This is a genomic window from Paenibacillus sp. FSL K6-0276 (genome assembly GCF_037977235.1).
In the GTDB taxonomy this organism is placed as follows: Bacteria; Bacillota; Bacilli; order Paenibacillales; family Paenibacillaceae; genus Paenibacillus_AQ.
On sequence record NZ_CP150276.1, the window covers coordinates 1,424,368 to 1,449,312 of the forward strand.

Below are 24,945 nucleotides of genomic sequence, written 5' to 3' on the forward strand. Positions count from 1 at the left end.
TGATGGGAATCAGAGGCTTGCAAAACATTTAGGAGGGGATAATATGACTAAGCCAGTTACGAAGAAGCAGGTTATGAGGCTCGTAGGTAAGCAGATCATCGCAGTAAAAAAGGATGGCACACAGGTTACAGGAAGGCTGCTTCGTGTATCAGGAAATCGTCTTATATTGCAACGTGTAAGTGGTAAAAAAGTACAAACGAAAGCAATCATTCCATTAGTGTTGTTTGATTTGCTTGCCATTGGTACTGCTCCTTATGCTCATGGTGGCGGCTATGGCGGAGGTGCACCTTATGGTGGCGGCTACGGTTATGGAACTCCTTATGGAGGGTATGGCTACGGAGGCACACCATATCCACCTTTTGGATTCTTTTGAGTTTAGATTAGATCTGCTTTAGTCAGGTAAATCGTTTCTCAAGTTCGTAGCAAAAACTTAGAGATTGATAACGGGCTACGCTGTAGCCCAATTTGTGATAAAAGGCTAGTGCTGCTGCATTTCCTAAATCGACGGATACCTTAGAACGATGACATCCGCGAGATAGTGCAAATCTTTCTGCTCGATCCATGAGCATATTCCCCAAGTGTTTTCGCCGAGCTTCGGGTGCAATGGCTAGCATATCGATGTAGAGTAAATCACCATGTAGCAAGAAATGGACAAACCCATTTGGATCGTTTTCATAGTCGGGATAGGTGACAAGGGTGATTCCGTGTCCCAGACGACGAGGTAAATCCTTTTTGATTTTAATAATTTCAGCTTGCGGCAGATGAGATAATGGTACGAGCTGTCGCTCGATTAAATCAAGAATAATGACGTCATCCTGCTTGGGTCGACGATAACGAATCATAGAGTGTCCCCTTTCCACGCATTGTCGTACATCATATGTTGGGAGAGGGGCGAGCGTTCCGAGATTGTAGAAGTAGGAGTTGTGACGATTTTAAAAATATGGGTATTGACTATCCGTGTTAGGAATCATATAATGTGTCTAAACATTTTATCGAACATACATGTATCGGCAATGATGAGGACGAAGTTTTAAGGGCTCTTTTGCTCAGAGAGTGTGAGGATTTGCTGCAACCTCCACCGAAATCCCTTATATACGAGCTCACCTCGGAGCTGTTTCCCTGAAAGGTCCACTAGCTAGAGTGGTGGAATTATTAGGGGGAATCGTTTAGTCCGCGTTACGGACTTCAGGTTACAGAGATTAGGGCCCTTGCCTACATCGATGGATTTTTGTATACCTGATAAGGCGTTGCATCGCGAGATGTAATGCAAACATGGGTGGTACCACGGAAGATCAACCTTTCGTCCCTCACGCGCTAATATTGTGCGTGGGAGGCGAAAGGTTTTTTTGTATTTAAAATAACCATTTGCTGAAGTATAAAGGACGGTCCGTCATTTGCATAATGAATGTTAAATATCGGAGGAGGACTACTGATGAGCGCACAAATACCGGATTTACGGTCTACTGAGCAGTTAAAAGAAAAATGGATGGAGCCGGAGGTCATTTCCGGTTCCGAGATATTACTCCGCAGCCTTGTATTGGAGGGTGTAGACACAGTATTCGGATATCCGGGTGGAGCTGTATTGTACATTTATGATGCATTGTACGGTTTTACGGATTTCAATCACGTGTTAACACGTCATGAGCAAGGCGCTATTCATGCAGCTGACGGTTACGCTAGAGCAAGTGGTAAACCAGGGGTATGTATAGCTACATCAGGTCCCGGAGCAACAAATCTTGTAACAGGTATTGCTACAGCATATATGGACTCAACTCCATTGGTTGTAATCACAGGCAACGTTTTCTCCAGCCTGATTGGTACAGATGCATTCCAGGAAGCAGACATTACTGGGATAACGATGCCAATCACTAAGCATAGCTACTTTGTAAGAGATGTAGAGGATCTCCCACGTGTTATTCATGAAGCTTTTCATGTAGCTAATACCGGACGCAAAGGACCAGTATTGATTGATATTCCGAAAGATGTGTCGGCAGCGAAAACATTGTTCACACCAGTGAAAACAGTCAATCTTCGTGGCTATAACCCTTGTACAGTACCAAACAAGCTGCAGCTTGATAAGTTGGTTCGCGCTATAGAGGTTGCTGAACGTCCGATCATCATTGCAGGTGGTGGAGTTATTTACTCCGGAGCACATGAAGCTATGTTCGAATTCGTGAAACGAACAGAAATTCCAATCACTACGACCTTGCTGGGTCTTGGAGCTTTCCCAAGTGCTGAAGATCTTTGGATGGGAATGCCAGGTATGCATGGCACATACACCGCAAACAACGCTATTCAGCAGTGTGATTTGCTCATTAATATCGGAGCTCGATTTGATGACCGTGTTACGGGTAGGCTGGATGGCTTCGCACCTAAGGCTAAGATCGTTCATATCGACATAGACCCTGCAGAAATCGGAAAGAATGTATCTCCTGATATTCCGATCGTAGGAGATGTGAAGATTGTACTGGAAATGTTGAATCCTGAGGTTGGCCGTGCATCTAATGCTGATGCTTGGAGAACACAGATTGCTCAGTGGAAACTTGATCAGCCACTTCGGTATAAAGATTCAGAGACAGAGCTTAAACCACAATGGGTTATTGAGATGATCAATGACACGACTAAAGGTGAAGCTATTGTCACTACGGATGTTGGCCAGCATCAGATGTGGGCAGCACAGTACTATAAGTTCAATCATCCACGTTCATGGATCACCTCAGGCGGTCTTGGAACGATGGGCTTCGGATTCCCATCAGCTATCGGTGCACAAATGGCACATCCTGAACGGTTGGTAGTATCGATAAACGGTGATGGCGGGATGCAAATGTGTTCTCAAGAACTTGCTATTTGTGCCATTAATAATATACCGGTTAAAATTGTAGTCATTAATAATCAGGTGCTTGGTATGGTTCGACAATGGCAAAATCTGATTTATGATAAACGTTATAGCTATACAGACCTCGCAGGCAGTCCGGATTTTGTAAAACTGGCTGAGGCTTATGGTGTAAAAGGTCTACGGGCTACGAACAAGGAAGAAGCGCATGCTGCTTGGCAGGAAGCACTGGAAACACCGGGTCCAGTATTGGTAGAATTCGTTGTTCCAAAAGACGAGAATGTCTACCCGATGGTAACTCAAGGTTCAACCATCGATCATATGCTGATGGGGGATGAATAACAGTGACAAGACATACGATTTCTGTACTCGTAAATGACCAGCCGGGTGTGCTTCAGCGGGTGTCAGGTTTGTTCGGTCGCCGGGGATTTAATATTGAGAGTATTACCGTTGGTCAGTCCGAAGAGGTTGGGTTGTCTCGGATGGTCATCGTTACTCTTGGAGACCAGCACACGCTTGAACAAATTGAGAAGCAGCTCTATAAGCTAATTGATGTAATTAAGGTTGTTGATCTTGGTTCCAAGCCAATGGTTGCACGTGAGCTGGCTCTGATTAAAGTAAATGCTGATCCAAGTGAGCGTCCGGAAATTATGGGTGTAGTAGAGACTTTCCGTGCTTCAGTTGTCGACATCGGCAGCACCTCATTGCTAGTTCAGGTAGTTGGAGATACACAAAAGATTGACGCGATGATCGAGCTTTTGAAACCTTATGGAATTAGAGAGCTGTCTCGCACAGGTATTACGGCTATGGTACGTGGTAACTCTTAAATACTATAATTTACGACTTTAATGGATTACTGCTTGATTGCATTAATCTGATATGATATGAATGAACTTCCCGCTGAAGAGCGGGAGCTTGAAGAGCAGCTTGATCTTGTATGAATCTAGTTCTCTTGAAGCACCCGCTCTTTATGATGGGTCTCAAATTAAAGGAGGATATTGACAATGGCAGTGACAACGTACTATGAACAGGATGCAGAACTTAGTGTATTAAAAGGAAAGACAATTGCGGTAATTGGGTACGGTAGCCAAGGACATGCCCAAGCACAGAACCTACGTGACAGTGGTCTTCAGGTTGTCATCGGCCTACGTGAAGGTAAATCTTTTGAAACTGCGAAAAACGATGGTTTCGAAGTATTGCCAGTGGCTGAAGCAGTATCCCGTGCTGATGTTGTGCAAATTCTGATGCCAGATGAAACTCAGGCTTCCGTATATAAAAATGAAGTGGAACCGAACCTCAAAAAAGGCGCGGCTTTGATGTTCTCCCACGGATTTAACGTACACTTTGGACAAATCGTTGCTCCTAAAGATGCGGACGTGCTGCTCGTAGCACCAAAATCTCCAGGTCACATGGTTCGTCGTACTTATGTTGAAGGCTTTGGCGTTCCTGGCTTGATTGCTATCGAACAAGATGCAACAGGTAAAGCTAAAGACATCGGTCTTGCTTACGCAAAAGGTATCGGCTGTACACGCGCAGGAGTTATCGAAACTTCTTTCCGTGAAGAAACCGAAACCGACTTGTTCGGTGAACAAGCTGTACTTTGCGGTGGTGTATCCGCACTGATCAAAGCTGGATTCGAAACATTGACAGAAGCAGGATATGCTCCTGAAATGGCTTACTTCGAATGTCTGCACGAACTGAAACTGATCGTTGACATGGTATACGAAGGCGGATTGTCCAGCATGCGCGATTCCATCAGTAACACTGCGGAGTACGGCGACTATGTAACTGGACCACGCATTGTAACTGAAGATACTAAAAAAGCAATGAAAGCTGTTCTGACGGATATCCAAGAAGGTAAATTCGCTCGCGACTTTATCCTTGAGAACCAATCCGGACGTGCTTTCCTTACAGCTACTCGTCGTAACGAAGCTGCTCACCCAGTAGAAGTAGTAGGTAGCCAATTGCGTGAAATGATGCACTGGATTAAGAAGTAATCATATATACTTATGATTAAATAGTGTGACCTTCAAATGCGGCCGTGATTTTGCGAGCCGCATTTGAGAGTTTCAGCACAATCTTTAGGAGGTGCTTTGCATGCGGAAAATTTATGTGTTCGATACGACGCTGCGTGACGGAGAGCAGTCGCCGGGTGTGAACCTCAACGCGCGTGAGAAAGTGGAGATCGCCTACCAGCTGGAAAAGCTGGGGATTGACCGTATGGAAGCGGGCTTTCCTGCTGCTTCGCCAGGTGATCTGGCTTCAGTAAATGCGGTAGCAAGAGCTGTAAAGAACGTCACGATAATCGGCCTTTCTCGTTCTAGAGAGACAGATATTGATGCAGTAAAAGAAGCGCTGCAGGGGGCACAGGACCCTTGCATTCATATTTTTCTAGCCACATCTCCTATTCACCGCCAGCATAAACTGCGGATGGATAAGGCTCAGGTGCTGGAAACTGCACAGTCAGCTATCCGATATGCTAAGAAATATTTTCCTAAACTTGAGTTTTCTTTAGAAGACGCAGGTCGTACGGAGTATGATTTCATGGCTGAAATGGTCGGAATGGCTATTCGAGAAGGCGCCAATGTTGTTAATATCCCGGATACTGTAGGTTATCTGAATCCTTCAGAGTATGGAGCTATCTTTAAATATTTAAAAGAAAATGTGCCTGACATTGAACGCGTACAGCTCAGTGCTCATTGTCATAATGATCTTGGTATGGCTACGGCGAATACGCTCGCTGCGATCCAGAATGGTGCGGATCAGATCGAAGGAACGATTAATGGTATTGGTGAACGCGCTGGGAACACAGCGATTGAAGAAGTTGCATTAGCGCTGGAGACACGTGCTGAATTTTTTGGCGCCAAAACTTCACTAACGTTATCCGAGATCTCTCGCACAAGCCGTCTGGTCAGCAAGCTGACAGGTATGGTAGTACCAGGGAATAAAGCGATTGTAGGAGCAAATGCATTTGCTCATGAATCGGGTATTCACCAGGACGGTATGCTAAAAGAGAAAACCACCTATGAGATCATGACACCGGAGACCATTGGACTTAAAGAGAGCAAATTGGTACTTGGTAAGCACTCTGGACGCCACGCTTTCCGCGATAAGTTAAGTGATTTAGGGTATGATTTATCCGAAGAAGAGCTTAATACAGCCTTTTCAAGATTTAAGGATTTGGCGGATAAGAAAAAAGAAGTGTCTGATGAAGATATTTTGGCATTGATTGAAGAGAAGCTAATTGATACGCCAGAAATATTCAAACTTCAGACGATTTACGTAACTTACGGTAATGAAGCTATTCCAACCGCCAAGGTGATTATTAATGGTCCGGAAGAGCAGCCGATCGTAGCTGTTGCCGAAGGGAATGGTTCAGTAGATGCAATCTACAATGCAATCGATAAAGCCACAGGTGAGGAAGTTATCCTTGGGGACTATTCCATTAAATCCGTCTCTCGTGGTAAAGATGCACAGGGCGAGGTTCATGTAGTACTGTCGCAGGGCGAAGTTGCTGCACAGGGCCGTGGACTTAGCACCGATATTCTAGAAGCGAGTGCCCGTGCTTACATCGATGCGCTTAACAAGCTTCTTGAGAAACGAAAAACTTATACCAAACGTGACCACGCTAGTCTTTAAAATGTGCAATGTATTTTTTACTTTTTTCTAAGTAGTATTACTCTTACTATTAAGATCCAGATGAGAATGCATTAGATACGACAGGGATATGCGAGTTAAATCGCATATCCCTGTTTTTTCATTTGGAAGAAAAAGTATGGAAAAGACTTTTACAGGACTCTGTTCAGATTATGTATAGATGTATTATTTACAATAGATGTAAGCATGGAGATTAGTAGAAGGAGATAAGATCAAGGAGGTCAATGCAGAGGATAAGAGTACTGGATTCAAAGTATAGAGCTTGGGAAAAGCACAATAAACAGTTTGAAAAAGGAGGAATTTAACAAATGTTATCAAAAAAGAAAATAAGCGCATGGCTCATAGTATTTTTACTTGTGACGCAATGGGCTTATAGCTTTGGCTTCGGGTTTAATACGCCGGCATATGCGAGTGGAAATGGCACTGGTACTGTGATTGGAGATAATCTCATTACTAATGTAACGCTGGCTGTATACACCGATGACAAATACACTAGTACGGTGACTGGAAGCGTATATGAACTTGATTCCAATACGGAATTGAACTATACATGGGCACTTCCAGATGGGCATGGTTATACGGAGGGCTCAACCTTTACGTTTGATCTTCCTACACAGTTTGAACTTTATAATGACCTGAATGATAATCTAATGTTTCATGATGAGGTTATTGGAACTTATACAGTCGACAAAAATACCAACAAAGTTATATTTACATTTAACGATTATATTGAATCCCACAATCAAGTGGGGGGTACCTTTAAGGTAAGATCGCTTCTGAGCTCCAAGAAAATCACTGGCTCTACGAATCAGACGCTGACGTTTCCAATACAAGGTGGTACCCAGACAATTGAGCTTAATTTCAAGCCAAAAGTTAGCTCTACAATAGAAAAAAAAGGTACGCCTAAGCCGCAGTATTATAATCCAACAAGCATTGCATGGACGGTTGATGTAAACAAGGCACTGGAGAGTATTAACAATGCGGTGGTTACTGACAAGCTTCCTGTGGGAGTGTCACTAAATACGCTATCTATTGCTGTTTATGAGCTTGATGTGAATGTCGATGGGACTGTGAGTACTGGTAGTTTGGTGAATAGCAGCAAGTACGATGTGACAGGCTCCTCTTCTGGAGAGCTTAACCTGAAATTCAATGACAAACCGATTACTAAGGCTTACCGGATTGAATTTTCTACGGATATTACTGGTACTGGTGTAGATGCAACAACATTTTATAATGAGGCTGTCTTAACTGGTGATGACGGGATTTCTAAGAAAGCTAGTACTACGGTTACAGTAGGGCGCGGCAAGCCGTTATCTAAAGAAAAAACAAAATACGACGAAGCGACCCAGACAATTTCCTGGGCTATAAATTTCAATTACAATGAAAAAACAATTTTAGCTGCAAATGCTGTATTGAACGATTTGTTCCCCAATACACAAGATCTAATTCTCAGCTCTGTTAAAGTCTACCCTGTAACCATCGACGGTAATGGAGATGGAGTTAATGGGAAGGCACTTGCGTCTAGCGAATATACGGTAACTCCAACGACGGCAACGGGGTTAAATGGTTTTGACCTGAAATTCAACAATGATATACATTCGGCGTACCGGATTGAGTATCAGACAAAGGCAAATGGCAGAGTATATGATGATGTTACGATTACGAACAAAGTGACTTATAATGGAAATACTGAATCCGCAACAAGTGATATCAGGCAGCATATTCTTTATAAAAATTATAGTAATGTTGATTATGCGAAAAAGACCATTGATTGGACCATTCTAATTAACTACGATAGTGAAACCATGGAGAATCTGGTGGTGACGGATACTTTCGGTAATGCTGGACTGAAGCTTGATCGAAAGTCATTAAAGGTTGAACCGACAAAAGGTGGAGCTGCAACCGTTTATAGCGTTACTTACAAGGAGCATGATCCGGTTGCTGTAGACGATGGTTTTGTGATTACTTTTGGTGCTCCGATAACCGAACCTTACACAATTACTTATACAACAAGCTTTAACTATGATTGGCTAGCTCCCAAGACAGATAGATTCTCTAATACAGCTGCACTTAAGTGGAAGGAATTGGTGAATGGAGTATTGGTCTCGAAGGACAAAGAAGTTACCTCAACCTTCTTTCCAAGAGATGAAGTCAAGAACAATGGTGAGAAGAGTGGTTCTTACAATGCTATAACGAAGGAAATTACCTGGAACGTTGGCGCCAATTATAATCAGAAAACGTTAAATAAAGCTGAACTGGTGGACACCATTCCGGCTGGCCAAGTTGTCAATAAGGCTTCTGTAAAAGTTTATAAATGGGAGTATGGCCAGAATGGGGACCCTTCTCCACAAGCTAATGTAAGTTCTAATGATTATAAAGTAGATCTGACTGCCACTGAACTGAAGGTAACATTTAACAAAGCCATTGATTATGCGTTCTATGTCACTTTCAAAACTACGTTTGCTGATGAAGCGATTGATTCAAGCACAATTATCAATACAGCTATGCTATATGACGGTACAACAGAAGAGTCCGCAAAGCTGGAAGCTTCCGTTAATGTCCCTCAAGGCGGGGAATACGTTAATAAAACTGGCTCCCAGGATGGTAATAAGATTAATTGGACAATTAACATCAACCGTAACCAATCTTTTGTAAAAGATGCTGTACTTACGGATGTTCCGAGTGACAATCAAATCCTCCTGTCTAATACATTCCATGTCTATAAAACGTCAGTTAAAAGTGATGGGACTGTAGAACCAACTACTCAAGAACTGATTAGAGATACGGACTACAAGCTGGAGATTACTACAGATATCGACGGAAAGGAAAGCTTTAAGCTTAGTTTCCTAAAAGATATCTCAGAGGCGTATATTCTGAAATATGACTCTCTGATCACAGCAAATAACAATGATAAAGTAACTAATAAGGTTAGTTTTGATGGTAAAAACATCAAGGTCATTACAAATGAAAGTACCGAGGAAATTACAGTTAAGTTCTCTAGCGGTTCCGGCACAGGGAGCGGTGTAAGAGGTCCATTAACGATCACGAAGGTAGACGATGATGATCATAAAAAGCTGCTAAGTGGAGCTGTCTTTGATCTATATCGTGTCATTGATAAGGACAAGATCTGGATTAAGGAGGGGACTACGGGTGTAAATGGGGTACTTGAATTTACCAAGCTGCCAGGAGGTAAATATGTATTGATTGAAACAACAGCACCAGCTGGTTATGTTCTCGATCCAACACCACATGAAGTGGATATTAATACAACGGCAGGTCTTAAGTTAACGATAACCAATAAATTCCCGACGCCGACAGCAACACCGATGCCGACAGCAACATCGACGCCGACGCCGACAGCAACGCCGACGCCGACAGCAACATCGACGCCGACGCCGACGCCGACGCCGACAGCAACACCGACACCGACGACGACACCGACGTCAACAGTAACACCAATACCATCACCAACAGCAACACCTACGTCGACGGAAACACCTGTGTCGACAGTAACACCGACGTCGACGCCAGACAATCCAACGGTTCCTGTATCGACGCCGACGCCAATACCGGGAGTAATCGTTACTGCTACTCCATCCGCAACACCTGTGGTGGCAACGCCAACTGTAACGCCAACCATAGCACCAACCTCAACACCAACTGTCACACCGGTGGCAACTAGTACTCCTATTGTTCCGAAGGTGACTCCACCTGTAGAGAAACTGACTACAGATGAGGACATTCCTATTGAAGGTGAAATCCCACTTGGAGGATTGCCGAGTATCGGTGATGAGCCAGATCATGGTAAGGTGACAATTACTAAGGACGGCAAATGGATTTACACACCGGATCCGGGCTTCATTGGAAAAGACAAGTTCACGATCATTGTGACAGATGAGAATGGAAATAAAGAAGAGATCGAGATCGAGATTGATGTCGAGGAAGTACCAACAGGTACAGTCAAAGAGCCAGGGGATAACAGCAATAAACCAACTCAGCTTCCGAAAACGGGAGAAGACAGTGCACTTCCTATTTACTTAGTAGGTGGAAGTCTAGTTCTTGTAGGATTTGTGTTAGCTCGAAGATTTAAACGAAGTAATTAATACACAGTAATAACAAAGACACCTGATACTATCCGGGTGTCTTTGTTATGTTCATAAAGTGTATTCCTTATTATTGGACTCTGAGGTTTTGGAGCTCCCATTGTTCGTACCACTCTTCAACACTGGCTGGGAGTCCAATATTGAGTTCACTTATTAATAGATCTTTGAGAATTTTGTATTGTTCTTCCACAGCGGATCGTTCCCCAATACTGTCGTAGATCTTCATTAATCCTAAATGTCCTTGTTCAAAATAGGGCTGAAGCTGCACTACCTTTTGATACACGGTGACAGCTTCGGGAACTCTGCTGCTGTCGATATAGAACTGGGCCATTCCCATAGCATGGTGTAGCCAAATGGTGCGCAGACGTTGTCGTTCGCCCTCTGCCCACAAATAATCGTAATCTCCAAAATAATCCCCTGAATAAAGATCAAATAAGCTTTGATGTTCTGCACAATTGTCCTCTCCGATGGATTCTAGTGCAAGAATGTTGTGCTCCCACTGGGCTGCATCGATTAGCAGCGATCCGGTCTCAAGTGTATACCCTTCACCGCCACTGACGTTGCTGATTTGCAGGTCTACCTCACTCTGCTTCAAGCATTGCCGTACTTGATAAATGGTTGTATAAAGATGGGTAGAGGCCTTCTTAAGGCTAAAGTCTGGCCATAGTAGGTCAATCAGGGTGTCTTTACTGACGAATCGATTGCGATTATGAAGCAAGAAAGCAAACAATTCTTGTGCCTTAGAAGTTCTCCAACGGAGATTGTTTAAAGGTTGTCCTCCTCGTTCAAAACGCAGCGATTGAAAACAACGAATCGTTAGTTCATGTTCTACCTCTGTGCTTTTTGGTGCAAACCTCAATCTGTCCTCCAAGCGTTGTACTGTTTTGAGCAACCGGTCATGTCGCACAGGCTTTAAAATATAATCAATCGCATTTAACTCAAAGGCTTCCACTGCATATTGGTTATACGCGGTCACGAAAACGATATTAGCGTTTGGACAGACCTCTTGCAGAATTGCGGCAGCCTGAAGGCCGCTCACTTCAGGCATTTCTATATCAATAAAAATAACGTCAGGTTCCAATGACGGAGCCTCTTGTATGGCTTGGACAGGATCTGTATAGGACGCGACAATATGTATGGCTTTCATTTCTTTTAACATAAATTCTAACTTTACGAGAGCAAGCCGTTCATCGTCCACCAATACTGCTTGAATCATTGTTATTTCACCACTCAATATAGTATTTTTAAGCAAAAAACAATAATCTCTTACTTATATTTCGGTTCATTATAGTCTGTCTGTGAATCGGAATTCTTTCGAATCGGATTTCTTTTTTCAGAAGGGATTATGAAACTTACCGAAGTTCCTTTACCTTCCTTACTTTTAATTTGCAGACCCTTACCATAGATACGTAACAGTCGTTTATGTGTATTGAGAAATCCAATCCCCCGTTTAACATTAGACTGACCGCTCAGCAGCTGCTGAAGTTGTTCAGTAGTCATGCCTTTACCATTATCAGCGACTGTGATCTCGATATCATCAGCCTGTTCTTTGAGGGATATTGACAGCGTTCCTCCTTTGGAGCGGCTTAATATACCGTGCCGGACGGCATTTTCAACGAGTGGTTGAATGGTCAGGGGAGGTAATTGGAAGTGTAGGTTCTCTGCCAAATCCCAGTTAATGGTCATCCTGTCCTCAAAGCGCTCTTTCTCTATGTACAGATAGGCACGGACAAGCTCAATTTCGCGTTCAATGGGTATCATCGGCTCGGCGTTCAAGAAGTTAAAGCTTAAGCGTAAATAAGAGCTAAAGGCATCAATGAGGTGACTCATTCGATTAATATCAAACGATGCCAGAGCGGATATAGAATTTAATGTGTTGAACAAGAAATGTGGTTGTATTTGCGCTTGAAGATATGCAGCTTCCACACGAAGCCGCTCGTTAACGGATTGTTTTAGATCTGTTAAGGAGCGTACCCGAGCCTTCAGTTCTATTGCATTCATAGGCTTCAATACATAGTCATTTGCACCTGAAATAAACCCGATATAAATATCTTCAGCTTGGCTTCGTACTGTTAGAAGTAGAATAGGAAGCTCAGCAATGGTGTAACGTTCACGAATTCTTTGGGTTAATTCATACCCGGACATTTGTGGCATCATTACATCTGCAATAATTAAATCCCACTGATCGGTATCTAGCAATAGTAAAGCATCATTTCCGCTGGTCACCGTAACGATTTCGTAGTCCGTGATGGAAAGTACGCTAGTAAGTATTTTTAGATTAACCGGATCATCGTCGATAGCCAAAATCTTAGGTCTTCTACCATGGGCTAATGATGCGGTACTGGTCGCAGCCAATTTGGATAGAGTGATCATAGATGGCGTATCTGGAAATTCAGTTATTGATGGGAGCTCTGAACTAGCCTCTCGGTTGGCTGGATCGGATAAAGGCATTGTGAAGGTAAAAGTAGTTCCTTGGCCAATTGTAGAAACTACACTGATTTTCCCACCGTGAAGCTCAACTAACTGCTTACAGGTGCTTAATCCAACCCCGATACCACCGCTAACTTCAGTCATGCTGGAGTCACCCTGTTCATAGGGCTGGAAAGCTCTAAGCAATGTTTCCTCGTCCATGCCAAGTCCAGTATCCGTAATATGAATCCGCGCCGATTTTTTGTGAATATCCGCATGGATTCTTATCGTACCTATAGTCGTATACTTAACAGCATTTTGAAGCAGATTGAACAAGATCTGAATGAGTCTTTTTTCATCAGCCACAATAGAAGGGAATGAATCTGGTATCTCCGATATTAAGGTTAAAGATTTTCCTTCCGTTAAGAACTTGAACATATCAAGCACACCAACTGCGAAGGACTGAATTTTAAGTTCTCTAAGTTGCAATTGTATATTGCTTTCACGAAGCTGGGATTGATCCAGTAGGTCGTCTACCAGAAGGGACATACTTCTTCCGACGGAAATGAGCAATTCTAAATTCTCTGCGTTCTGATGTGTTAAAGTGTCTCGCTCGCTGTCCAGAACAGTTTCGGCAATGTTAATAATGCTGTACAGCGGATTTTTCAATTCATGTGAGGTGTTTGCTAAAAAAGTATCCTTTTGCGTAACGCTTCGCTGTAGGCTTTGTGCCAGTTTTTCAGTCTGCTTCGTATTCCAGTGATAACGTTTAAACCCAAAAGTTGCAAAACACAAAAACGCAATAATTAGATCAAAAGGATAATAGGTAACATTAATCCAGTTAAAATTCTTGAACATTCCCCAAAGCGAGCTGTTAACGATGGCAAGCATGGATAACAACAGAAAAATAGAGCCATCGTAATTTTTAAGAATAGACCTCAGAAGAAGAATAACAACTCCTAATGCCAAAACAAGTAAATTTATGACGAAAATTGGCGTATGAAATTCATAATAGTGGACAACAGGTCCAAATAATATGAAAAGAATATGCATCATGGACAGGATGGTCAGGATACGAACACTTTTTATTTTAACATCCTCGAACAAAAGATATTTGCTTGTCAGCAGGATAAAAATAAAAGTGGAAATATAAGAGATGAACAATAGTTTCAGGTCCCATTGATAGTTGAAGGGAAGTTTGTGCAGTAAAATCTTGTCATCATCTATGAGTACGGTAGTTATGGCTGAAATTACTAATATAAAAAAATATATTAGCATCTTTTGCCGCGGCCCAATGATATATAATATTGCTGCATAGATTGCATGAATTAGAAGTACTACACATAATAACAGTTGAAAGCCTATGGAAATGAACCTTTGATGTATTAGAGCTTTTTCGCTGCCGAATAAAATGGGTTTGGAAATACCGCCTTTATGGGCTAAGGAGTAGCTGGCTGCATGAATCACAATTTCAATCTCACTCTTATCGGTTGTAAAAGAAACTGAGTAAGGTAATACACGAGCAATATAGTCCTCTTTATTCGCAGAAGGTGAACCTGAACTGCCCAGCAGTTCACCATTTATATAAATTTCCGAAGAAGTCTGAATCCCGGATATGAGGATACCATATGACTGCTTTGCATTTTTATTTATAAGAACACGCAGACGATAGGAGCCGTAACCATAAGCAGGCTTTTCGCCATGACTAATAGCATCGTTCCACTGCCCCGGTACTTGTATATATTTTTTAGTGGTAGCTTTAGTTAGAGATTCTTTATTGAACGTGGGAAGCAGCATATTAGGATAGAACTCCCATTGTCCTTTTAAGGTAAGGAGCTTGTCTTGATTCAATTCTGTATCCCGTAAATCGAGTACTCCTTTGACTAATTGTGGTTGTATAGCGTTAGGCGAAGCCCATACCCATAGGATACGAAAGCCAGTAAGTACAGTTAGAAAAAGTACAATAATTAGGAAGAGTTTTCTTTTTGTCATAATAGTTAAACAGTATTCGACATGTAACAAGATATTCCTTTCTCGAAAATATTTCGAAAATCCAAAAAAAGCTGAAGCAAGTTGCAGGGGATTAGATTTGGCCGGCGTCTAACGTAATGTAGGTGAAGGAGGGGAGAAAGCTGGAAGAGGCGGAATGGATTTCTGCTGTGCTGAATGGTCAGCATCAAGCCTTTGGGCATTTGGTGACACGTTATCAAGGCATGGTGTACAGAGTGTGCGTCAAGATTACTGGAGAAGCCGAATCGGCCAAAGATATGGCCCAAGAGGTTTTTATAAAAGCATATAAAGCGCTCCCCTCCTTCAGAGGACAGTCTTCCTTCTCGACTTGGCTGTATCGGATAGCCTACCGAACCTGTCTGGACTGGAAACGGGCCAATGATAGGGAGTGGAAGCATCGAAGTGCAGCTGATTACACAGAGAATGATTGGGTGACGTCTCAAACGCCAGAGCATGAGGTGCTAGAGCAGGAACAATCAGCTGAACTGGGTGAGAATGTGAACAGCCTTGCGGAACCGTACCGGTCGGTCGTACAGCTGTACTATTTTCAGCGAAATTCTTATCAAGAGATTGCGGAGCAAAAGGGTGTTTCCGTTAAGACTATCGAATCGCAGCTTTATCGTGCCAGACAGATGATGCGTAGACAAAGGGAGGAATTGCGATGAATTGTGCAATAGTGAAGGAATGGATGCCACATTACATTGATGGCCTACTGTCTCCAGATATGGAGCTGAGTATCCGATTGCACATACAATCCTGTCCTGATTGTGCGCAGTGGCTGGAGGAAGCTAAGGAAATGTCAGCCCTTTGGTCAACAATGGATTCAGACAGCGAATATCAACATGTACAGATGGACTTCCCAGATCTCTCATCAGGTGTTATGGCCCATATCGAGCAGCTCGAAACAGGGCGCAGAGATCGAGCGATTAAAGCGACAAGTGTAAGACGTCGTTTTGCTCCTAGAACATCTTGGATGCATTATGCGGTGGCTGCCTGCTTGAGCTTGTTATTGTTACAGTTTGGAGTTTTTGAGAATTTGGCTTATGGGATCACTGAAATTAATGGTCATGTGTCGAATTCGGTAACCCAATGGTTTGATGGCTTTGGAAAATAGTCGTAAAGAGATTTATAAATAATAGATGGATTCAGGTAGACCGAAGTTTATGCTATCCAAATTTTAGGAGGATGTATTATGATTAAGAAGAGACGGTGGCTCACTTTTATGCTAGCTATGATTCCTGGTGTAGGTCATTTGTATTTAGGCTTCAAAAAGCAGGGTTTGCAGTTTATGATCGGGGCTTCCTTATGTATTATGTTTATTCCGTCCGAGCCCATGATCTTCCCTTTTGCGCTAGCTGCACTATGGTTTTACCAATTGTTTGATGCCCTGCAGAAAGCGGCTTGGATGAAAATAACTGCAGCCGAACACGAGCGTATGATGTTTCATCCAGACAGCTTCGGAGAGCCTTGGACGATGGGAATATCCTCTATGCCGGGTTACCCACATGAAGATGTGAATCCAGCTTGGGTCGGTATCGGATGTGTTGTTGCTGGGTTTCTTATGCTGGTAATTTCAGTATTTCCGACGCTTTGGAGAATGTTGATTGAGATTAACATTGGCACGATTTTGCTATCACTGGGTCTGATTGCGTACGGTTTTAGGATGCTAAGAAACAATACGAGAGCATAAGAAACGGGGATTGACTATGGGGAGATGGAAAATCGGAAGTTTCACTGCAGCCATGGGCTGCATTGCGCTTGGTGTCATTATTGTGATGGCTCAGTATAATATGATCGGCTATGAAGTACTTGGGTATTTATGGCCAGCGCTGTTGATCCTGTTCGGACTCGAGATGTTGATCAGACTCTTTATCAAATCCGATGTCAAAAGCCGTGTAAGCGGCTGGGCTATCTTCTTGATAATCATGCTGATTGGAGCAAGTAGTGCTCAGACAGTAATGGCGGGTGGCTCACTCAGCAGCCTGATCGGGAATACACATCTAACTCCACTTAGCGGGAATGTGGAAGTGAAAGACAATATTACGACGCTGAAAATCGTACTTCCAAGTGGAAAAGTAAAGGTAGAAGGAATAGATGGAAGCTCATTGGATTATGAGGGAAGCCTACTCCTACCTGGGAAATCTCAAAGTGAAGCTGAAAGTGCATTGGAAAAGAAGTGGAAAGTTACAACTGAGGGAGATACACTGATTATGGAGCTCGATACAGATCATAATTGGTTCTCTAATATTCAGTTTGGATTTAATACTAAAAGTCCTTATTTAAATGTAAGTGTACCTAGTAGCCTTGCCGTTGAGGTGGATACAAGCGATGGGTCAATCGAGGCCTGGGATTTAAAGTCTGGCTTAATGGTTGATACTAGTAATGGGGTTTTAAATATTCATGATGTTGCTGGCGGAGTAGAGGCGCATACCAGCAATGGATCACTAACTGTTCAGAACATCCAAGGCGGAGCTCAGCTCGCAAGCTCTAATGGAGCTATTGTATTGGATAACATAGATGGGGCGTTATCCGCTAAGAGCAGCAACGGCAAGATCACTATCAATTCAGCTGTGACCGGAAACTGGAAATGTTCGTCTAGTAACGGAAAGATTATAGTGGGACTGCCATCCGTGTCCGATGCGAAGATTACAGCGGATACCAGCAATGGTTCGCTGAAAGGGAATGTACCCTGGGATCGTGACGGGGATAGCTATGGCACTGCCGTTCTTGGTAAAGGAACGTATACTGTGGACTTAAACACGAGTAATGGAAGTGTGACCGTGGATACTGCAGAATAAGTAAGAATAATAAAAGGGAGCTGAGGCTTCAGCGAGTGATTCTGCTGAAGCCTCAGCTCCCTTTTTGTATAATAGACCTACCAAGCGTAAGCTTTAGGTGCTTCTCCGCCCGGTCCTGGGAAGATCTCATCTAGCCGTTTAAGTACAGACTCGTCTAGTACAATCTCAAGACTGCGTAGTGCACTCTCGAATTGCTCCAGTGTACGTGGTCCAATAATTGGTGCGGTTACAGCAGGATTGGCGAGCAACCATGCTAGAGCTACATTATCTTGTGGTTGCCCAAGCTCCATACATAAGCTTGCAAAAGCCTCAAGCTGATCTTTAAATTGCTCTACGCGCTCTGAGTTTCCTCCACTGCGGCTGCCTTCTATTTTCTTAAGCGCATTACGTCCGAGAAGGCCTCCATCCAGTGGGCTCCAAGGAATAACACCTAACCCAAGATTGAGAGAAGCGGGTAATACTTCAAGTTCAGGAAGCCGACAGGTTAGGCTGTATTTATGCTGCTCAGAGACCAAACCTAAAAAGCCACGAGCTTTGGCTTCTTGTTGAGCTACAGCGATATCCCATCCCGCAAAGTTGCTTGAGCCGACATAACCAATCTTGCCTTGGTTTACAGCAAGCTCGAAAGCTCCCCACAGCTCGTCCCAAGAGACACTGCGGTCAACGTGATGCATCTGGTACAATTCAATATGATCGGTCTGGAGACGCTGCAGAGACCCCTCTAGATGGCGGCGTATAATATAAGAAGATAGTCCACCCTCATCATTAGGTCCGTCGTGCTTATCGCTCATTGCACCGTAAACCTTGGTAGCCAGCACGACCTTTTCACGTCGTCCGCCCCCCTGTTTGAACCAGCGTCCAATAATTGTTTCGGTTAGACCAGAATTCTCACCCCAGCCATAAATGTTAGCGGTATCAAAAAAATTAACACCTGCGTCCAGTGCAGCGTCCATAATGCGGAAGGCTTCTTGTTCATCTGTTTGTGGGCCGAAGTTCATTGTTCCGAGACATAGCCGACGGACCTTCATACCGGATTTCCCAAGTTTTGCATATTGCACTTCGCATTCACTCCTTAGATAGATGATTTCATATTAATTGTAAACATCTTCATAATTAAGAGCAATTACGAAGCGGCATCTAAGGTATTATGACGCTCTTTCTTTGTTATAGGCTCTGCCTATCAGCTCAATAGAATCTATATCTTTGTCCTTTACGACTGGGTATGATACAACAATATAAAGAAGAACTATGTCTGTTAGAGCAGACCACTTGAGGAGTGACTGAGATGAGTGAAGTTAAAAAAATCGCCGTAATCGCAGGGGACGGTATTGGACCTGAAGTAGTAGCTGAAGCAGAAAAAGTATTGAAAGCAACGGAAGAAGTATTTGGTTATGCCTTTGAAACGGAGCACGCGCTATTTGGCGGCATCGCAATAGACGAGAGAGGCACACCGCTGCCGGAAGATACACTAGAAATCTGTCGTAGTGCAGATGCCGTATTACTGGGTGCTGTCGGCGGACCGAAGTGGGATAACAATCCAAAGGAGCTTCGTCCTGAAACCGGACTGCTTGGTATTCGTAAAGCGCTTGGATTGTTCTCAAACTTACGTCCAGCTGTCGTATTCGATTGCCTTAAGGACGCTTCGACACTGAAACCGGAAGTTCTGGAAGGTACAGATCTTATGGTCGTTCGTGAGCTGACGGGTGGGATTTACTTCGGAGATAAATTGCGCCGTCAAGGTGAACATGGTGAAGAAGCTGTAGATACCTGTGTATATAACGTAATGGAAGTAGAAAGAATCGTACGTCAGGCTTTTGAAATTGCTGGCAAACGTCGTAATAAGCTGGCAAGTGTTGATAAAGCGAACGTACTTGAAACTTCACGTTTATGGCGTGAGGTCGTAAATAAGGTTGCTCCAGAATATCCTGAGGTAGAGGTAGAGCATGTGCTCGTTGATAACTGCGCAATGCAGCTGCTGCGCCGTCCATCCAGCTTTGATGTTATCGTTACCGAGAACATGTTTGGTGACATCCTGAGCGATGAAGCTGCTATGCTGACAGGCTCTATCGGTATGCTTGCTTCGGCTTCGATGGCTGATGGCAATTATGGTCTCTATGAGCCAGTACACGGTTCTGCTCCTGATATTGCCGGACAAGGGCTTGCGAACCCGATCGCAACGATCTTGTCACTCGCGCTGATGTTCCGTTTAACCTTTGGTTATGAAGATGCTGCTGCTGCGATAGAGGCTGCAGTTGCTGAAGTATTGGATGCAGGTCACCGTACAAGTGATATTGCCGTAGATAAGAGCAAAGCGATCAGTACAACTGAAATGGGCGACCTAATTGTTGCAGCGATCCGCAAAGCGTAATAATATCTTATTTATAATTACTATTAAAGAGGAATTGCTATAATATTGACTTTGATTTTGTACGATGATACCATTTGATATGTAGACAAGATGTAAATTATTCCAGCATATCATGACAAGAAATGGTTGGTTTCTTACATAATCAAAGGGGGATTTTGGCAATGGCAGAACGTTTAGTAGGTAAACCGGCTCCAGATTTTACTATGGAAACCGTATCAGGTGATGGTAAGGATTTTGGTAAAGTAAGCCTGTCCGACTACCGTGGCAAATGGCTTGTATTCTTCTTTTATCCTCTTGATTTCACTTTTGTATGCCCGACTGAAATCACAGCTCTTAGTGATGCTGCTGCACAATTCGAAGCACTTGATACAGAAATTCTCGGCGTAAGTATAGATTCGATCCACAGCCACAAAGCATGGATCAATACACCTAAGGATTCCAATGGTCTTGGCCGTTTGAACTTCCCTCTTGCAGCTGATATTACGAAGCAAGTCGCTAAAGACTACGGTATTCTGATTGAAGAAGAAGGTATTGCATTGCGCGGCTTGTTCATCATCGATCCAGAAGGCGAATTGAAATACCAAGTCGTTAATCACAATGATGTGGGTCGCAGCGTAGAGGAAACACTTCGTGTTCTCCAAGCCCTGCAATCTGGCGGCTTATGCCCAATGAACTGGAGACCAGGCGACAGAAACCTTTAAATTATGTTCTGTTATCATCTGATCTTTGATATTCTGATTTGGACCTCCTTGCAGAAGTTTTTTCTGTAAGGAGGTTTTTTGCTCCAAAAGGTCTTGTATTTCAAAATGGATTTGAAAATAGGCGTGAAAAGTTATATTATGTCCTCGAGTGGAGGAATCTCCATTAGGGTAATGTAATACAATAATAAAAACTCAAAGGGTTAGTTATTCTAAGGAGGGCGAACAAATATGAGCTTTTGCTGTGGAGCGAGTATGGTAGGAACAAAGGGAACCCTTAAACATTATCGCACGCAAGTCCATAATGTTCCCCTGCTTTTTTGTCCGGTATGTCATCGTGTGGAGGTTCATTATAAGGTCGAAAATGAGTATGAGATCTTGGCGGAATACGCACATGGAGACGGAGTTACCGATGTGGATTTTCAGGACTATGTTATGGAAGACGAAACTGCAATATTTGAGAACGTCATTAACATCGAGAGTGAAGAGCCTCTAGCCATTGTGCGGAGCCAGATTGATATGGCGCTTGACCTGCTTGCTGTAGCCAAACAGATTGAGGATACGAAGTGGGAACGGGAATTGAAGAAAAGATTAGCTGTGATGAGTCAAAGGCGCCTTCGTCTGCAACAGAAAGCATAAGATTATTATTACATTTTGGGGCTGGTCCATTTCTGTATCAAAGCCTTCGCAATTGCGAGGGCTTTTTAGCTTTTTCTAATCTTTTTTAGATTGGTTTAAATCATTTGAACGAACTAATAGTAATAAATATAATTTGATGTGATATTTTATATGTCTTAGGAATCATTTTATGAATTTTTTTATCATTCGACAGTTTCTCTGATTGCGTTGTCTACTTCACTTGGATATGATTGGAATATAATTGAACCGGTTGGAAAAAGTGCAACGATTACCGAATGTTCTGGCGGCTTCGTCATATACTCAAATACATAGTAATTTGATGTCGCTTTAGCGTCTTCGTCAAATGCAGTAAAAGGGGGAACTTCGTATCGTGATTAGCCAATATCAAGAAAGTCTTCTATTACCGGGAAGAACCTATCAATCAGGACCTGTGGATACTACATACGAGGATGTACTAGAGAATATTGACAGCGGCATCATGCTTTTTGATGAAGAGGGAGTTATAAGTTTTGTAAATAAGCAAATGTACGGGATGCTTGAATTGACCCGTCACTCCCTTGTGGGCTGTACAATATCACACCTGTTATCTAATGTTCGACTGAGCCGCTTTAAGAAAAAGCAAGTACTGCAAAGCTATAGAGAGATGGTATACAAAGGAAAATCTAATTATGAATTTTTAGACGAGTATGGCCGTTACTGGAAGGTTACACTATGCTGTGGAGAGCAAATGAAGGGTTGTTATTTGTTTACAGTTAAAGAAATCTCCGATTATAAGTTAATTGAGCAAACGGCTTACCAAAATGATAGTTTGGCTATGCTAGGTAAATTATCTGCATCTATTGCCCATGAAATCCGAAATCCATTAACTGCGATCCGCGGATTTATTCAATTACTTCACCCGCATTTACAGCAGCTTGGGAAGCAGGAATATGGCAAGATAATCTTGGCGGAGATCGATCGTGCGAACGATATCATTCATGAATTTCTAACTTCATCCAAGCCGTCAGTTCCTCAAGTGGGGATGATTCCTGTGTCAGCCTTGCTCAAGGAGGTAGTGCTGCTTACAGAGAGCGAAGCCTTGATGAAAGGTTGCCAGATCAATCTGCATCCTTTTCAGGGGGATATGATGATTTCTGGAGATGTAAAACAAATGAAACAGGTAGTCCTCAACATGATTAGAAACGCTATGGAGGCCGTTGCGGATAGAGCAGATCGTCTAATGGGTAAAATAGAGGTTGGAGCCCGCAGAGAGGGTTCTGAGGTCCGTATTTTCATCTCTGATAACGGTAAGGGAATGGATATCCGTACACTGGACAGGTTATTCAATCCATTTTTTACGACTAAGGAGAATGGGACTGGGCTCGGGCTTTCTGTGAGTGACCGAATCATCAAAAATCATGGCGGATGTATTTCTGTCAGTAGTAGAGTTAACGAAGGTACCCATTTTGTAATCTCATTGCCATTAATCCATTAATACACTCGATTAGAATATAGAGTAATAAGAGGCTGATCCCTGCAGATAATACAGATGCGGAGATCAGCCTTGCTTATGTTACAATGGGGATTGGTTTTGGGAGACAAATGGAGGTAAACACAATGGATATAGAATTTAACAGTGGCAGTACCATTAATGAAATACAGGGTGACGCCTTTATCCTTATCATCTCTGAGTCGGAGCTTGAACACGTAGGCCTCTCTGAGGGATGGAATGACAGAATTAGCCTATTAGGGAAGACAGGTCTATTTAGTGGGAAGCTGAATCAGACTTATATACTGCCTCTAGATAATCCATCCGGTTGTCCCGTTGCTATTTTGGTTGGTAAGGGGGACCAACTTCTTACGACTGAAGATCTACGTCAAATGGCAGTTCAGACAGCACGTGCAGCACTTCGATTGAAGGCGATAAAGCTAGTGTTTAAGGTATCTGAAAATATTCAGGAGCTAACAGTAGGGAAGGATATCGTATCTATCGCCTATGCGTTGTCTGAGGGGTTATTGCTCGGATCCTATCGCCGACCCACGTATAAGCAGGAGCAATCTCAATATAACGGTCCAAACTCAGTTATATTCACTATAGAGAAGAAGTCAGCGGATGCTGTCGAGCGTGATTGGAATCTGGGCATACAGAAGGGGCTGGCTTTTGGTGAGGCCACGAATCTGGCGCGGAACTTGACGAATATGCCGGGTAATCTGCTGACTCCATCTGACCTTGCAGTGGCCACCATAGAAGTTGCTGAACGTTATGGATTTCCTTCCGAAGTGCTGGATGAACGGGAAATTGAGCAAAAAGGAATGGGCGGATTGCTAGCAGTCGGAAAAGGAAGTGTAAACCCTCCGCGAATGATCGTCATCCGTTATCAGGGAACGGGGCACTGGGATAACGTAGTGGGGTTGGTCGGTAAAGGGATTACTTTTGATACGGGCGGTATTTCCTTGAAAAGAGCGCCTGGCATGGAAGAGCTGATCAGTGATATGGGGGGCGCAGCGGCTGTACTCGGAGTAATGGAGGCACTCGGCCGATTACGTCCACGAATTAACGTCGTGATGGTCATTCCATCCGCTGAGAATATGCCTTCTGCTAATGCTTTTAAACCTGGAGATATCATTACATCCATGAGCGGACGAACCATAGAAGTGTTGAATACTGATGCAGAAGGCAGGCTTGTACTTGGGGATGCGCTGACATATGCTCGGGAATGGGGAGCGAAACGTATAATTGATGTCGCCACGCTGACAGGTGCAGTGTTGTCTACATTGGGAGATATAGCTACAGGCGCAGTTACTAACAACGAAGAATTTATGGAACGGTTTCTGGCAGCATCTAACGTTTCGGGAGAAAAAATATGGCAGCTTCCTGCTTACCCGGAATTTCGTGAGATGCTGAAGAGTGAAGTTGCCGATATTCGTAACGCTGCAGGAAGATTCGGGGGAGCCACTACCGCTGGATTATTCGTAGGTGAGTTTGCGGAGGGTCTGCCGTGGATTCATCTAGATATTGCTGGAACAGCGTTTTTATCTAAAGAACGTGGAGTTAATCCTAGGGGGGCCACAGGTGTCATGGTTCGCTCAATGGTTCAGTGGTTGCTCAGCGAAAGCGAATGATTATCTCCTCATAAACAACAAATAGAAACCTCTCTTTAGGAAAATGGAAGTATGAGTAACCATTTCACAGGAGAGGTTTCTTTGCTTTTGTATGAATGATAAAGAATATATTGCAAGCCTACTTCTTACTGTCAACAGGTGTTGAGCAACAGGAGAGGGGGGAATCTAAAGATGCTGCTGAGCAGCTCTTGCCCTTATCACAGCCAGCGCAAGCACCCTGCTTGCCCTTTTGCACATGTCGATAGATGATCCAGCCCGAATAACCGAAGATCAGAGTGACGATCAGAACATTTATCATTACGGTGCCCCACTTTCATCAAGAAAATCA

The 24,945-nt window shown here is 43.3% G+C and carries 20 protein-coding genes; 15 read left to right on the plus strand and 5 right to left on the minus strand.

Going from position 1 to position 24,945, the window contains the following annotated elements:
* Window positions 1-43: 43 nt before the first annotated feature.
* Window positions 44-373, plus strand: a complete 330-nt coding sequence (locus tag MHH52_RS06510; RefSeq protein WP_340007415.1) for a hypothetical protein — start codon at window positions 44-46, stop codon at window positions 371-373.
* Window positions 374-395: 22 nt separating this feature from the next.
* Here MHH52_RS06510 and MHH52_RS06515 read toward each other — a convergent pair whose 3' ends face one another.
* On the minus strand, window positions 396-842 hold the full coding sequence (locus tag MHH52_RS06515; protein ID WP_340007417.1) for a GNAT family N-acetyltransferase: 447 nt from the start codon (window positions 840-842) through the stop codon (window positions 396-398).
* A 590-nt stretch (window positions 843-1,432) separates the two neighbouring features.
* On the opposite strand from MHH52_RS06515, the gene ilvB reads away from it, so the two are divergent.
* From ilvB to MHH52_RS06540, 5 genes are all read left to right on the plus strand, one after another.
* Entirely contained in the window at window positions 1,433-3,175 is a 1,743-nt protein-coding gene (ilvB, locus tag MHH52_RS06520; protein ID WP_340007420.1) for a biosynthetic-type acetolactate synthase large subunit, read from the plus strand.
* On the plus strand, window positions 3,172-3,660 hold the full coding sequence (gene ilvN, locus MHH52_RS06525; protein WP_340009516.1) for an acetolactate synthase small subunit: 489 nt from the start codon (window positions 3,172-3,174) through the stop codon (window positions 3,658-3,660). The genes ilvB and ilvN overlap by 4 nt, the downstream gene beginning before the upstream one ends.
* A 177-nt stretch (window positions 3,661-3,837) precedes the next feature.
* Window positions 3,838-4,830: a ketol-acid reductoisomerase gene (ilvC, locus tag MHH52_RS06530; protein WP_313638064.1), complete on the plus strand. Its 993-nt coding sequence runs from the start codon at window positions 3,838-3,840 to the stop codon at window positions 4,828-4,830.
* Between the two features lie 100 nt (window positions 4,831-4,930).
* Window positions 4,931-6,472 (plus strand): 2-isopropylmalate synthase, encoded by a 1,542-nt coding sequence (locus MHH52_RS06535; RefSeq protein WP_340007422.1) that lies wholly within the window; start codon window positions 4,931-4,933, stop codon window positions 6,470-6,472.
* Between the two features lie 326 nt (window positions 6,473-6,798).
* Window positions 6,799-10,593: a collagen binding domain-containing protein gene (locus MHH52_RS06540; protein ID WP_340007423.1), complete on the plus strand. Its 3,795-nt coding sequence runs from the start codon at window positions 6,799-6,801 to the stop codon at window positions 10,591-10,593.
* 70 nt (window positions 10,594-10,663) lie between these two features.
* On the opposite strand, the gene MHH52_RS06545 is transcribed toward MHH52_RS06540, so the two are convergent.
* Together MHH52_RS06545 and MHH52_RS06550 are read right to left on the minus strand one after the other, a co-directional pair.
* On the minus strand, window positions 10,664-11,809 hold the full coding sequence (locus MHH52_RS06545; protein ID WP_340007425.1) for a response regulator: 1,146 nt from the start codon (window positions 11,807-11,809) through the stop codon (window positions 10,664-10,666).
* Window positions 11,810-11,859: 50 nt separating this feature from the next.
* Window positions 11,860-14,994 carry an ATP-binding protein gene (locus MHH52_RS06550; protein ID WP_340007427.1) on the minus strand — a complete coding sequence of 1,045 codons (3,135 nt, stop codon included), beginning with the start codon at window positions 14,992-14,994 and terminating at the stop codon, window positions 11,860-11,862.
* Window positions 14,995-15,116: 122 nt separating this feature from the next.
* On the opposite strand from MHH52_RS06550, the gene MHH52_RS06555 reads away from it, so the two are divergent.
* From MHH52_RS06555 to MHH52_RS06570, 4 genes are all read left to right on the plus strand, one after another.
* Window positions 15,117-15,677, plus strand: coding sequence for an RNA polymerase sigma factor (locus MHH52_RS06555; RefSeq protein WP_313638069.1), 561 nt, complete (start codon window positions 15,117-15,119; stop codon window positions 15,675-15,677).
* Window positions 15,674-16,126 (plus strand): zf-HC2 domain-containing protein, encoded by a 453-nt coding sequence (locus tag MHH52_RS06560; RefSeq protein WP_340007428.1) that lies wholly within the window; start codon window positions 15,674-15,676, stop codon window positions 16,124-16,126. Before MHH52_RS06555 ends, MHH52_RS06560 begins: the two co-directional genes overlap by 4 nt.
* Before the next feature lie 78 nt (window positions 16,127-16,204).
* Window positions 16,205-16,702 carry a hypothetical protein gene (locus MHH52_RS06565; protein WP_340007429.1) on the plus strand — a complete coding sequence of 166 codons (498 nt, stop codon included), beginning with the start codon at window positions 16,205-16,207 and terminating at the stop codon, window positions 16,700-16,702.
* Between the two features lie 16 nt (window positions 16,703-16,718).
* Window positions 16,719-17,810 (plus strand): DUF4097 family beta strand repeat-containing protein, encoded by a 1,092-nt coding sequence (locus tag MHH52_RS06570; protein WP_340007431.1) that lies wholly within the window; start codon window positions 16,719-16,721, stop codon window positions 17,808-17,810.
* Window positions 17,811-17,887: 77 nt separating this feature from the next.
* On the opposite strand, the gene MHH52_RS06575 is transcribed toward MHH52_RS06570, so the two are convergent.
* Window positions 17,888-18,868 carry an aldo/keto reductase gene (locus MHH52_RS06575; protein WP_340007432.1) on the minus strand — a complete coding sequence of 327 codons (981 nt, stop codon included), beginning with the start codon at window positions 18,866-18,868 and terminating at the stop codon, window positions 17,888-17,890.
* A 227-nt stretch (window positions 18,869-19,095) separates the two neighbouring features.
* Here MHH52_RS06575 and leuB point away from each other — a divergent pair, with 227 nt between their 5' ends.
* The 5 genes from leuB (at window position 19,096) to MHH52_RS06600 (ending at window position 24,617) form a co-directional block, all read left to right on the plus strand.
* Window positions 19,096-20,178 (plus strand): 3-isopropylmalate dehydrogenase, encoded by a 1,083-nt coding sequence (leuB, locus tag MHH52_RS06580; RefSeq protein WP_340007434.1) that lies wholly within the window; start codon window positions 19,096-19,098, stop codon window positions 20,176-20,178.
* 161 nt (window positions 20,179-20,339) lie between these two features.
* On the plus strand, window positions 20,340-20,879 hold the full coding sequence (locus MHH52_RS06585; RefSeq protein ID WP_340007435.1) for a peroxiredoxin: 540 nt from the start codon (window positions 20,340-20,342) through the stop codon (window positions 20,877-20,879).
* Between the two features lie 228 nt (window positions 20,880-21,107).
* On the plus strand, window positions 21,108-21,515 hold the full coding sequence (locus MHH52_RS06590; RefSeq protein ID WP_042125131.1) for a hypothetical protein: 408 nt from the start codon (window positions 21,108-21,110) through the stop codon (window positions 21,513-21,515).
* 370 nt (window positions 21,516-21,885) lie between these two features.
* Window positions 21,886-22,989: an ATP-binding protein gene (locus MHH52_RS06595; RefSeq protein ID WP_340007436.1), complete on the plus strand. Its 1,104-nt coding sequence runs from the start codon at window positions 21,886-21,888 to the stop codon at window positions 22,987-22,989.
* Window positions 22,990-23,111: 122 nt separating this feature from the next.
* Complete coding sequence (locus MHH52_RS06600; RefSeq protein ID WP_340007437.1) at window positions 23,112-24,617, plus strand: leucyl aminopeptidase; 1,506 nt, start codon at window positions 23,112-23,114, stop codon at window positions 24,615-24,617.
* Between the two features lie 118 nt (window positions 24,618-24,735).
* On the opposite strand, the gene MHH52_RS06605 is transcribed toward MHH52_RS06600, so the two are convergent.
* Entirely contained in the window at window positions 24,736-24,915 is a 180-nt protein-coding gene (locus MHH52_RS06605; protein WP_340007439.1) for a FeoB-associated Cys-rich membrane protein, read from the minus strand.
* Window positions 24,916-24,945 lie beyond the last annotated feature (30 nt).